The following is a 13,170-nucleotide window of genomic DNA, read 5'->3' as shown; positions in this document are numbered from 1 at the left end:
AGCCGGGCAGGTGCCCGGCTTTGTCGTTACAGCGATTTCAGGAAGGCCAATAGCGCCTCGCGGTCAGTCTTCGACAGATTCTCGAAGCGCTGGCGCGATTTGGCCGCCTCGCCATCGTGCCACATGACAGCCTCGGTCAGATTACGCGCGCGGCCATCGTGCAGGTAGCCGACCTTGGTGCTGTTGCCCATCACCTTGTCGGTATAACCGATGCCCCACAGCGGCGCGGTACGCCACATATTGCCCTTGGCCTGGCCTTCGACGAACTTGTCGGCCAATCCAGTGCCCATGTCGTGCAGCAGCAGATCCGAATACGGACGAATGGTCTGGTTACGCAGTTCTGCAAACAGATGGCCGCTGCCAGTCTTCATCTCCACCGTGTGGCACGCCGAGCAGCGCATGGTGGTGAACACCTTGGCGCCCGCCGCCACCTTGACCGGATCCACATTCATCTCGTCGATCGGCGCCACGCCTTTCGGGAAGCCGCTGGCCAGGCTGCGTTGTGCCGGCACGGCCACCAGCGCCAGATAGCGCGACAGCGCTTGCAGGTCATCTTCGGTGATGCCTTTTTGCGCGGCGGCGGCCTGGCAACCGGCGGGATCGGTATTGCACGAGCGGTTGCGGTACACCGGCGAGACCACCGACATATCCTGCAGCAGCGCGGACGCGGCCTGCTGGCGCAAGGTCGCCTTGGATGCCTTCCAGCCGAAGCGGCCCAGACGCACCGCGCCACTCTCCGGATCGTAGACATAGTTCGCCACACCTTTGACGCCATCCACGTCCGCCGCGCCGGTGGCACGCGCCAGGATGTCAGCTTCCGCTACCGCTTCCAGCAGCCCGGCGCCGATGATAGGCTGGGCGGCGCGCAGCGATACCGTATCCGGCACCGGACCTTCAAACGCCAGCACTGGCTTGCGCAGTTCCACCGTGCTGCCATCGGCCAGCGTCTTGATCGTGCTTTCGAAACTGCCGACGCGCACGCCGGTGCCCCAGTTCTGCGGCGTTCCGGAAGAGGACAGGGCATTCATCTGCACCGTGGTGCCATACAGCGGATGTGGCGACTGCACACCGGCCGCACTGGTGGACGCCACCCGCACCGACATGCTGTCCAGACGCTGATTCAGCGTGGTCGGCGCTACACTGCGGCCGTTATTCACGTGGCAGGCAAAGCACGACGACTGATTGAACAGCTGTCCTTGCAGGCCGACCGCCGCATCATAACGATCATTCCCCGGCTCGTTATGGTCGCCGGTGGTGAAGTTGGTATGGAACAGGCGCCGCCCCTCGACGAAGCGCTGCATATTCTGCATGCCGACATTGGTCTGCGGCTGTTGGAACATGAACAGCGCGTTGTCCGAATAGTTGTACGACACCGAACCCAGGCCGCCGGACAGCGTTTCCGCCGGCAGCGGCACCGAATTCAGACGCGGCTGCACGCCATACCATGGCTTCAGACCCTGACCCACCACATACACCCACTCATACGAGTAGTAGCGGATGCCGCCGTTGTCGCCCTTGGCCAGCATCGACTCGGTGGTCGAGAACATCGATGGCGACACTTCGATCACATCGCCCTGTACCAACGGACGCGCGGCGATGTTCTTGCCCTCGATCGGGAAGCCATTGGTATCCAGCGCCGTCATGCCCGGATACTCCTTGACCAGCAAGGTGCAGGCGCCGTTGATGCCGTTGGTGGTGGCCAGCTTGTTATTGGCCGGGTAGGCGATCGGCTTGCAGACCTTGACGCTGTCGTCCACCAGTTGGCCCGGCGCCATCCAGCCGTAGCCGGTCACGCCCGGCCGGTCGATGGCGCGGAAGAAGGCCACGCCACCTTGCAGGAAATCGACCGTGGAGTACTGGTTGACGATCAGTTGCGGCTTGGTCACGCCAGCCACGCGGCTGTTGTCGATGATCTCCATGCCCCAGGTGCGGTTCTTGAAGTACTGCGGCACAAAGGTCAGATAATTGCCCGGACCTTTATCGACCGGCAGCCCGGTGACCGGGTCCACCGTTTCGTTCAGGCCATAGCCGATTTCATTCCATTCCTCGCCACGTTCGCGGCCGTGACGCGCCAGGCCGCGTGCGCCGAAGCGGGTGACCAGGGTGCCGTCGGCCAGCGTGAACTGCAGCGATTCCAGCGGCTCGGCGGCGGCAGGCAAGGGCGCCCAGCCGGCGCCGCTGGCCGGGAACTTGAACGCCGACGTGGTTGACGAGGACAGCGAGTTGTCGCTACCCGGCGTCTTGAACGACACCTCAAACAGCGAGTAGCCATACTGCGTGGCGCGCGCCACGCCCTGCAACCGAATATAGCGCGCGTTGACGCCCAGGTTGAAGAACTCCTCGGTGCCGCCCAGGCCATTGCTGACAGAGCGGATCTGCGTCCACGCCTGACCATCGTCTGAGACCAGCAGGTTGTACTGCTTGGCGTAAGCGTTCTCCCACAGCAGCTTCATATAGCCGACCTGGGTCTTGGCGCCGAAGTCGAACTGAATCCAGGCGCCGTCCTCAAACGCGCTGGCCCAGCGCGTGGTGGTGCTGCCGTCGATGGCATTGGTGGCCGAATTGCCCGGGTTTTCCAGCGCCGACGAGGTCGCCGTCACCGGTTTGATCGCCACGCCAGGCTTGGTCGGGTCGACCGTCACCGGCTCGGTGGTTACCGGATCGGTCGACACGCTGCCGCCGGAATAGGCCTGGATTTCAAAGATCGAATAACCGTAGTTGGTCGAACGCTTGACGCCCTGCATGCGCAGGTAGCGGCCCTGGCCGTTCAAGCCGGTCCAATCCTCGCTGCCGCCCTGGCTGTTGTCCACCGTCTTGATGGTGGTCCAGTTCAGGTTATCGTCCGACACCTGCAACTGATACTGCGTGGCGTGGGCGTTTTCCCAATCGATGTGGACGTGGTTGATGACCTTGCTGCTGCCATAGTCCAGCGTCAGCCACTGGGTGTCGCTGAACAGGCTGCTCCAGCGGGTGGTCAGATCATGGTCGATGGCGGCGGCGGCCGACAAATCGCCGCGTTCGGCACCGCTGGCGGTGGCCGCGACCGGTGTCAGCACCGCCTCCGGACTGGCCGCGAGCGCGCTCATCATGCGCGCCGGGCCGGCGCTGGCGGTGTCCTGGGTGCCGTCACTGCCACCGCCACAGGCGGCTAGTGTCAGGCTGATGGCGAGTGGAAGTCCTGTTGTGGTGAAACGTTGAAAGGTTTCCAGTGATCGCTGTCGATATGGAAGTTTTCTCATGCTATCCCCTTGGCTTGTGGCTGGTAGTGGCTGGAAGAGTGGAAGTTGCCTAGCGGTCAATCCGCGAGCGACGCGCATTTTGCTATAGAAAAAGTTTTAACAGCGCACGAATCAACAGGAATCCGGGCGCTGCTAAATTATTTCCGTGCGGCAACTTCGGTGAAGATAGCTTGCGTACTATTGCCTGTCAAGCCAATTGGACAGATGTGCAACAAAAACGCCACAGGGGTATGAATGCACGCGGCAGAAAGCCGCGTGCGAGGTGAAAATCGCTCAAGCGCGTGGGCGCTGGCGATGGAAAACGAGGGGGCTGTAAGGAATATTCGACGGTGGCGCCGACTTCAGAATGCCGGGCTTCATGGCGCCCACCACGTGCATCTCGCATGGTTTGCAGTCAAAGCGCAGGGTGTAGGTTTCGTCGCCGCTGACCAGGGTCATCGGCTCGGCCCGCACCTGGCCCTGCACACCTTGCACGCCTTTGGCCTGCTTCGGGCAAAGATTGAACGAAAAGCGCAGGCAGTGCTTGGTGATCATCAGCGGCACTTCGCCGGCTTCCTCGTGCGCCTCGTAAGCGGCGGCGATCAGCTGCACGCCGTGCTTATGATAGAAGGCACGCGCCTTTTCGTTGTAGACGTTGGCCAGATAGCTCAGCTGCGTCTCCGGATAGGTGGCTGGCGGCTCGGCCGGCGCCTTGCGCTGTGGACGGTCCCAGGCCGCCAGACGCACCGCCTCATGTGCCTCGATTGCCTCGCGGCGCAGCGCGTTAATGGCGGCCGATGGCACAAACCACGGCTGCGACAGCTTCAGTTCCACGCTGTCGGCCACGAACATGGTGTTGCCCAGCTTGGCCAGGCTGCCGCGCAGCGAAGCGTCGGCTTGCTCGGCGTTCTGCGCCGGCTGCAGCGCGATGGTGGCGCTGGTGTCGCTCAGATAACCATCTTCGTCGCACAGCGACAGGCGCAGGCCACCGTTCTGTTCGCTCAAGGTCAGATGCACGCCGACCTTGCGGTCTGCCGATTTCTTGTTCAGCGAGGCTTCCCAGTGGTGATCGCGGTTGCGGTTGACGGACAAGCCGACTTTCAGGCCGGGCAGGGTGCTGATGGTCTCGTTCGGGAACACGCGCCAGACCTGGCCTTCGTCGTTTTCATCCAGCTTCTTGACCACATTGGCCTGGATGCCGTGGACTTCACGCTTGTGCATGTAGTTCAGGCCGTCGCCATTGGCCATGGCGGCATTGGTCACCACGTCGAAATGGTCGGTGCCGACGCGGCTGACGGTGCCCAATTCCACGCCCACATATTTAGGGCTGTCGAAGGCGCCGATATCATCCAGGCGGCCGTTGGCGAAGTAATCGGTGTGGCCGCGGTGGAAGGTCTTGTCGACATCCGGCGTGAAGAAAATCTCGGTGCTGCCGCTGGCGGCGCGCGTGAACTCGGTACGGCGCTCCAGAATCTCGTCCAGCAGCAGACGGTAATGGGCGGTGATGTTCTTCACATAGCCCATGTCCTTGTAGCGGCCTTCGATCTTGAACGAGCGGATGCCGGCGTCGACCAGCGCTTCCAGGTTGGCGCTCTGGTCATTGTCCTTCATCGACAGCAGGTGCTTTTCATAGGCGACCACGCCGCCCTTGCTGTCGCTCAGCGTGTAGGGCAGGCGGCAGGCTTGGGAGCAGTCGCCGCGATTGGCGCTGCGGCCGGTGTCGGCGTGCGAGATGTAGCATTGGCCGGAATAGGCCACGCACAGCGCGCCGTGGATGAAGTATTCCAGCGGCGTATCGACTTCGCTATGGATTTTTTTGATCTGCTCGATGGTCAGCTCGCGCGCCAGCACCAGCTGCGAGAAACCGACGTTGCCGAGGAATTTGGCCTTGTCCACGGTGCGGATGTCGCACTGGGTGCTGGCGTGCAGCTGGATAGGGGGCAGGTCCATTTCCAGCAAGCCCATGTCCTGCACGATCAGGGCATCGACGCCGGCCTCGTACAGCTGCCAGATCTGCTTGCGGGCGGCGTCCAGTTCGGCGTCATGCAGAATCGTGTTGAGGGTAACGAAAATGCGCGAACGGTAGCGATGCGCGAACTCCACCAGGCGGGAGATTTCCTCGATTGAATTGCTGGCGTTGTGACGCGCGCCGAACGCCGGGCCGCCGATATAGACGGCGTCGGCGCCGTGCAGGATCGCTTCACGGCCGATCTCGGCGGTTTTGGCGGGCGACAGCAGTTCAAGCTGGTGGGCTAGCAGAGTCATGGCTTGATTCCTTACGTGTGAAGGCGGGAATTATAGCGAAATCAAGGGCTTAATACGAGAAATTTGACGTCAGGCCATGCTATATTGACCATTCCTTGTGGTCGTAATTCCCGGGTGACAAACAGGCTCTTTCGAGCCTGGCATCGAGAGTCCGCTTGCGTTGTATCAAACCGTGCGACAGACGTGAGCGGAGACTTTAGCTTATTGCAAAGTGTGCAAGCGTTTTGACATAGCGTGGGGATATGCATGGAACAGCATGAGGAGCGGCCTTCGGTCGCCGGTGTGATTACCGAAGTCTGGCTCAGCGGCTGTGCGCTGCATTTGGGCCGGGAAGAGACCGCGTTTATCGCAGGGATACATGCGTACCTGCAACATACCACTATCCTTAGCCTGGATGAGCAGTCGTTGCGCCGAGTGTATGCCGTAGTGTTTGAATTGGCCAACGCCGGAACAGACACCGAAACGCAGCGCGCCACGTTCATCATCGCCCGTCTCCATGCGCAAGGCGTACTATTGCGCATCGACTCCGGCGGATGGTCTTACGAAGGCGAGTACGCATTGTCGCCGCTGGGAATGGCGCTGGCGGAAGGCATGCAGAACGAACGCACGCTGACCCGGCGCAGTCTGGAATTCATGTTGATGCGCATGCGTACCGAACTGGCCCAGGTGCTTGCGGCAGCAGCAGAGGGCGGAACGCATGAACACTGGGAAATGAAAGTCATCTTCCCGATGCGCGACGTGATGCTGGAAATGATGGCTGCGGTCGAGAAGCGGCAACTGGGACTGGACGCCGCCCATAAGCGGCTGCGCCAGCGAATTACCGAATTGTTCGACAGTGAGTGGTTGGTTGCTGCAGACAGCTGCAAGGAGATGGTGAGCAGCGTCGACCGGACGCTGAGCGAGCTGAACGCGGTGTTGTGCGAACACGTGGAGTCGCTGCAGCGGCAATTGTTGAGTTTGTCTGAGCTCGCGGTCAGCCACGCTGAACTGTCGCCAGTGGTGGAGCGCGCGCAGAACCAGTTGTTGCGGCTGGCCGCCTGGGGCGCGCGCCGGCACGAAGACTGGGCCCAATATTACGCCAACGTCCAGATCTATATCCGTTACTTTGTTCAGACTGACCCCGATAACCGATTGCGCGGCCGGCTGGTCGAGCAAATACGCCAGTTCCAGGATCGCCCATTCGGTCTGGTACTGGTGGCGCCGGAACCGTTCCGTCACATGCGCGAGGTGCTGAAGCCCGAGGCCACCGTTTCGCTCGCGGTGCCAAACGACATCTTGCTTGCTCAAGGATTGCAGGAGCGCGTCGAAGCTGAGCCCGACCGTGTCGAACAGGCGGTGGCGGCACTGGTCCAACGGCTACTCGGCGAAGGCGATATCGACATTGTGGCGGCGGTTCGGGACATCGCCGTCGACTTTACCGACGAAGAGCGCTTCACTCTGCTATCTCACGTCACGCCCGAGCTGCTGAAAAACGGTAGCACGCATGAGACGATGTTGCCCCAGCCATGGATTGCGCTGTCGCTGCGGCTGGAAGCGCAAACGCTCAAACTGCGGCTGCCGGCCGGGTTGCCGCAGCTGCAGCGCGCACCACCGTTCAACGTGAAGGAGCCGGAATGATCTATCACACCCTGGAAGAGGTGATCGAGGACCCGATGTTCGCGCGCGCCGACCTTGCCTTGCGCCGCGGCCGACATATCGGCCCCGATTATGATACCGCGCTGTTTGATTTTCTCAGCAGTACGAGCAAGCTGATGGAACGCTTTTACAGTTACTTCAGCGTCGCCCTGCTGCAGGGGAGCGAGGGCTACTTCTATCTGCTGCCCGACCGGCTGGCGGTGCCGCCACCGCTGGGACTGCGCAAGTTGTCTGTCATGGAAATGCTGACCGGCCAGACCCTGGCCCTGATGCGACTGGATCACAAATGGTTGGAAACCAATCACCGGATACCGGATCTCGCTATCTTCGGGCTGATGGAGCAATTACTTGGCGAGCAAGGACTGATACGGCTGGCCGGCAGAAGGCGCGGCAAGGACCTGGGCCAGGATGCGCGTAAATTGCGCGAAGCATTTGCCATGGCGCTACGGACGCTGGAGCGGCTGGGGTTCGTGCGACGCGAAGGCCGTGGCGAACTGGGTGTGGTGGTGCCGCTGTCGGCTGTGATGCGCTTTGCCGATCCGGTGCGCGGCGCCGAGGAGCTGGAACTGGCGCTGGGCCGCCTGATTGCCGAAGGACAGATTAAAGAAGACGATGACGAAGCCGACCCTGACACTTGACCGGAGGTTGAGATGAAACTGTATCGCACATATGCAAGACGGCTGGTAATTGCCAACTGGAAGGGGATCGTATTTCACTGTTTTGACCTGGACCGCCACGTGACTGGTCTGGAGGGCCAGAATGGCTCGGGGAAGACTACGGTCATGGCGGCATTTGTCACCGCGATTTTGCCCAACCTGCGCCTGCTGGAGTTCAAGAACATCAACGGTGCCGTGAGTGCCACGCGCGGTGATGGCGGTTTGTGGGGGCGGCTCGGTGAGCAGGGCATCAGTTATGCCGTGATCGAGTGGATCACTCCGCGTGGCAAGAGTATATGGGCCGGCGTGGCCCTGCTGCGGGGAGCTATGCCGGCCATCGATGTGAAGAGTTTCATTATTGAAGACGTGCCGACCGAAGCCAGTCCGTACGAGATCCTGCTGGTGCGTGATGGAGAACGCAGCGTGATCCCGCAACTGAACGCGTTGCGAGATCAAATCAACTTTCGTGGCGGAAAGCTGACCATATGCAAGACCTTGGCCGAGTACATGAAATCGCTGTTCGATCTCGGCATTACCCCCTTGCCTATGACCACACACGAGGAGCAGGAACGGTTTTACCGGGTGTTGTCGACCTCGATGCAAGGCTCCGCGTTGGCCAGCCTGATCCAGACCGGCCTGCGCGATTATCTGCTGCTGGAAGATGCCACGCTTGAGCGCCGTACCGTATTGATGCGCGACGCGCTTGAACAATGCCGTATTACCCGTGGTCAGCTGGACGAAGCTGAAAAAGCCCATGCCGAAATCAGTGGCTTGTTTGATGCCGCTTGGAAGATGACATCGTTTGCGCTGTTCGGCGCACTGGGCCGATACGAGCAGGAGCTCGGCAACTGGCGTCAGCAAGCCTGCTTGGCCAAGCAGGTGCGCAGGCGTCATGCCTGTGATACCGAAAAGGCCGCGGGATTACAGGAGCTGGTGGACTCGCTAAGCCTGCAACTCAGCACTACTGAGCAGCAGGCGCAGGCCGCGTCCATTGACTTGCAGAGCAAGGAGCAGGCACACAAGCTGCGCACCCAACTGCAAACCGCTGACGAGGAGCGCGCCGAGCTGACGCAGTCTGCCGCAGCTGCCCGCCTTCAATGTGAACAATATGAGCTTGCGGAAAGGCAGGCCATGCTGGTGCAGCAGCGCGCGGAGGATGAGCACACGCGCTTGGCCGAAGAATTGGGCAACACTCAGCAAGCCTATGAAGGATTGATACGGCGCGTGACGGAGTTGCGTATCGCACGGGAGCACTGGGCCGCAGCCCAGGCGGTGATGGTGCCACTGCGTGTAGACCAGCACACCGCAGCAGCCATCAAGAACGTGGTCGATGTGCAGTACGAGGTGGCGACATTGCGCCAGACCGATGCGCAGGCGCGCTTCGATGCGTTTGACCAGCAACGGGAGCGATTTGAAAATTTGTACGCCAAAATCAGCAAGTTGGCGCGGGCGCAATCGAAAACGCCACCGTCCATGCAGGGCGCGCATGCCTACGCGATGGCGCTGGAGGTACGGCGGCGCGAACAACTTGTCGCTGCCGATGCTATTGACAGGCTGGAGCACGATCTCGCATACGCCCGCAATACTGCTGGCGAACAGCGGGCGGTTCGTCAGCAGGCGGAAAAATTGGGTATTCATAGCGGTGCCGAGTTGAGCGACGCGCAGGCCATGGTTCATGCGGAACTGGCTAAAAACCAGACGGAGCAAAATGCATTGGGCATTGAGCTGGCAACGCGTCAGGAGCGCTTGCTGGAAGTGAAAGGCAAGTTGCCGACGCTGCAGGAAGCGCTGCGCTGCTACCAGTTGGCGAGTAACTTCCGTGCCGAGCTGGCGGCACTTGACACGGCGTGGTCCCCGCTGACATCGGCAGCCGAAGTCCAGCGCATGGCTGATCTCAAGCGGCAGGAGCAATTCGTGGTGCAGGAACACCGCGGCGTGGCCGAAAAGGATTTATATCTGCTGCGTCATCGAATAGGTCAGCTGGAAAGTAGCACCGGCACGCTGGACCCGCGTATCGCCACGGTCGCGGCCCATGTCGAAGGCTCGTTGCTGGCCCAACGTTTTGATGATCTGGCCGCAGGGGAGGCGGCCACCACTGAAGCACGGCTGGGCCTGTTCGCAGATGCCATCGTGGTTGACCAGCCGGCGCATGCGGCCCGTCTGGCGGCAGAGCTCGGCGATCGCCCGGATACCCTGCTTTTCATGTCTGAACAACTGGCCCGGCAATCGCTCGATGCCATCAGTCTTGATGATAGCGAGCTGGTCACGCAAGGCAAGTTGCCACAACTCCTGGCACGGCTCACGCGCCGGCCCGAGCGACCGGTGCTGGGGCGCCGCGCGCGCCAGCTGGAGATGACCCGGCTGAAGAACGATGTCACCATGCTCGAAGCGGCGCTGGCAGGCCTGCATGAGCAGGCGCGTACGCTGCAGCGGAGTCTCGGTCTCGCATCGGACTGGCTGGCGCTCGGCAGCGCTGCCTGGGAGCCGAACCCCGAACCAGCTTATCACGCCTTGCAGGTAGAAGTGAGGACGCTCACCCAGACCATTGCAACCTTGCAGGCGCGGGCGGACAGCTTGCGCGAGCAGGCCGTCCGCGCCGATCACCGCCGTGGACGACTGGTCGAGCTGGAGTCGCGGCGCAGTTTGCTGGATCCACCGTTGTTTGCGCAAACGGTGTTGCAATTGGAACGTGAGCTGAAAGCGGGCCAGGAGGCGCGCGCATGGCTGCGACAGCACGGCGATGCGGTGACGCAGATCTTGGCAGAATTGCCGATTTTGGCGGCGGTGCCTGTGGCCGGCCAGCTGCAAGCGCTGGAACAGCAAATGGCACGGCTGACCTCCAGCCGCGCACATCTTGCGCGGCAACGCGATGCGCTGCAGCGGTTGCTGAGCGTGATCGATCATCTGGACCGTGACGACGACGAGCGGCAGTACCATGAACAGGGGAGTGTGATCGACGCCCTGAAAAAAAAGCTTACGCCAGCGAAGACACTACTGGATATCAGCCGGGGCCAACTGAAGGAAGCGCGGGAACTCACGCGCTCAGCAGCAACCAGTAACGCGCTGCAACAGGGCAACCTACAAGCGAAAGAGGCGCAGTGCCTATCCCTTCAGCAAGAACTGGCCGCCACCGGCGCCACCGGCAGCACCGACGAAGTGTGCTTGTCTCGGCGCCACCTGGAACGCCTTCGTGCCCTGCTGGCGCAGCTGACGCCGGCGCGCGAAGCTGCCAACAAGCAGCACATTGAGGCGGTCACTTTACTTGGCAGCTTGACTGACGTGATGGCGGCGCAGGACAAGGCGGCCACCCAGCAGTTGTCGGTGTTGCGGGGCGAGCGCCAGGCGAAGCGCGAGTTGCAGCGCGTGGTGGACGAGTTGGGCCTGCATGGAAAAATTGACACTACGGCCAATCGGCAAAAGCATTTGCCGCCCGGAAGCCCTATTAACGCTTTTCACGCGTCTCAGGAGCAGCAGGGGATCTTGCTGGAGCGTCTGAGGTCATATCCCGACGTGCTGGAAAAGGTGAAGCGTATTGAAGGATTTGCCGAGGATGCCGGCAAGCGCAGGGCGATCCAGACATTGCACGCTTGGCAGCGAGTGCGGCTGCATATCGAGCAGCGGATTCCGCGTACCATTGCCACCGCCGACGATCCTCAACTGGCACTGGCGCAAATGACCGAAAAATTGGGCGAGTTGCGACGTACTTTGCTGGTGCAGGAACAAGACATGCGGAACCGCTCGTCCGGCTTGGCGGATGGCATTAGCGTGCGTCTGCGCTCAGCAAGAGCGCTGGTCAACCGCCTTAGTCATGAGCTGGAGCAGGTCCGCTTCGGATCGATACAGGGCCTGACGATCAAGTCCAGTCAGCCGGAGGACATGGAGACGATGCTGAACTGTCTGCGACAGCATAACCAGCTGTCGTTGTTTGATTCTGGCTTACCGCTGGAAGAAACGCTGGCGCAAATGTATCACCGCGAAACGGGCGGAACCATCAAGGGTACGAAATTACTCGATTATCGCAACTATCTGCGCCTGCATCTTGAAGTCCAACGTCTGAACGGTAAATGGGAAGCGACCGACGGCCTGTCGACAGGTGAGGCGATCGGAGTGGGCGCGGCAGTGCTCATTATGATCTTGCGCACGTGGAATGATGAAGCGAATCGCCTGTCCGGCGCTGCCGGCTATGCCATGCAACAAATTCTGCTGGATGAGGCAAACCGGCTTGATCAATCCGCACTCGATACCCTGACGGAGTTTTGCCAACGCATGGACGTGCAGGCGCTGGTAGCGGCCCCCGGCTTGGACAAGCCGCGGCGATCCACGGTGTTTCAGCTCCAGCGCAGTCTGCGGGGGAGGGAGGAATATGTCACCATCCGCGGCACTCGCATGAGCGCATGAACTGGGATGATGATTCTGTGCGGGCAGGGGCCTTGCGGCTATTGCTCACACGTCGGTTGACAAGCACGAAGGCGGCCGCATCGTGGCTGCTGCAACTTGAGCAGCTTGGACTGATCGGGCCAACTCGCCGCAGTGGAGAATATCAGCTACACGCCGAGAAGGTGGACGTGCTGCGCTGCTATCTGCTGCAGCGGTGGCCGCAACTGCCGGAAGTGGAAGCGGCGTTTTCCGCCAACCCGCAGAGCATTTCGACGGCCGCGTTGCGGGCGCAGCGGCGATCATCGCTAATACTGCCGGCGGGCATCAGCCGGCTGAATCGCAAAACGTGGGCGGCGTGGGCCGGCGCGCATTCCAAGTCGGGCCAGCGCGCGCCTCCTGAAGGCGTACTGTTGACGACCGATGAGGTATTGCGCCTGCGACCAAACGCGGGCTTGGAGATGGTGGGGGCAGGGAGCAGAATGGAGTTGGACGCCTGCTTGGCGTTACTGGGCGAGGTATCGATACCGGAGCGGGCGTTGACAGGGGAGTGGCAGCTGGCCGGCGTTATGCCGCGATTGATCCTCACGGTGGAAAACCTGGGCGCTTTTGTGGACTTTCCTCTTGTGCCCTCCGTACTGATGCTGCAGGCGCCGGGCTGGAATGCAGGGTTGGCAACGAAGTTCATCGCCCGCTTACCCGACAATATTCCGTGGTTGCACTTCGCCGATCTCGACCCCAATGGCTTACGCATAGGCTTATCTTTGCGCTGTGCTGCCGACGGGAGGCGACCTGCGCCATGGATTCCCCGCGCGGCCGGCACGTTGCTATCTACTCATGCGTTGCCGCTACCGCAGCCGTGGCCAGTGCAGGACCTGCCGGCGTCGTTACTGTCTGGGCCGATATTGCATGAACTGGTTACCAGCCAACGCTGGATAGAACATGAGTCATTGGTGCTACTGCCTGAATTTGCGCGAGAACTATATGAACTGGCAAGTCTCGCTTGATGACAATAACGCGAT

General features: G+C 61.3%; 6 protein-coding genes. 4 read left to right on the top strand and 2 right to left on the bottom strand.

Annotation, left to right across the window (positions count from 1 at the left end):
- Positions 1–26 precede the first annotated feature (26 nt).
- Together GJ699_RS17820 and GJ699_RS17815 are read right to left on the bottom strand one after the other, a co-directional pair.
- Positions 27–3,239 (bottom strand): di-heme oxidoredictase family protein, encoded by a 3,213-nt coding sequence (locus tag GJ699_RS17820; RefSeq protein WP_154378692.1) that lies wholly within the window; start codon positions 3,237–3,239, stop codon positions 27–29.
- Positions 3,240–3,512: 273 nt separating this feature from the next.
- Positions 3,513–5,483, bottom strand: coding sequence for a peptidase U32 family protein (locus tag GJ699_RS17815; RefSeq protein WP_154378690.1), 1,971 nt, complete (start codon positions 5,481–5,483; stop codon positions 3,513–3,515).
- Positions 5,484–5,729: 246 nt separating this feature from the next.
- On the opposite strand from GJ699_RS17815, the gene GJ699_RS17810 reads away from it, so the two are divergent.
- Genes GJ699_RS17810 through GJ699_RS17795 form a run of 4 tightly spaced genes read left to right on the top strand, consistent with a single transcriptional unit; the run spans position 5,730 to position 13,155 of the window.
- Entirely contained in the window at positions 5,730–7,100 is a 1,371-nt protein-coding gene (locus GJ699_RS17810) for a hypothetical protein (RefSeq protein ID WP_154378688.1), read from the top strand.
- Positions 7,097–7,756 (top strand): chromosome partition protein MukE, encoded by a 660-nt coding sequence (locus GJ699_RS17805; RefSeq protein ID WP_195763575.1) that lies wholly within the window; start codon positions 7,097–7,099, stop codon positions 7,754–7,756. Before GJ699_RS17810 ends, GJ699_RS17805 begins: the two co-directional genes overlap by 4 nt.
- 12 nt (positions 7,757–7,768) lie before the next feature.
- Positions 7,769–12,172 (top strand): SbcC/MukB-like Walker B domain-containing protein, encoded by a 4,404-nt coding sequence (locus tag GJ699_RS17800; protein ID WP_154378684.1) that lies wholly within the window; start codon positions 7,769–7,771, stop codon positions 12,170–12,172.
- Entirely contained in the window at positions 12,169–13,155 is a 987-nt protein-coding gene (locus GJ699_RS17795) for a Wadjet anti-phage system protein JetD domain-containing protein (RefSeq protein ID WP_154378682.1), read from the top strand. Before GJ699_RS17800 ends, GJ699_RS17795 begins: the two co-directional genes overlap by 4 nt.
- Positions 13,156–13,170: the final 15 nt, after the last annotated feature.

This window comes from Duganella guangzhouensis, from assembly GCF_009674535.1.
Taxonomy (GTDB): domain Bacteria; phylum Pseudomonadota; class Gammaproteobacteria; order Burkholderiales; family Burkholderiaceae_D; genus Rugamonas; species Rugamonas guangzhouensis.
This window is presented reverse-complemented; position numbering and strand designations above follow the sequence as displayed.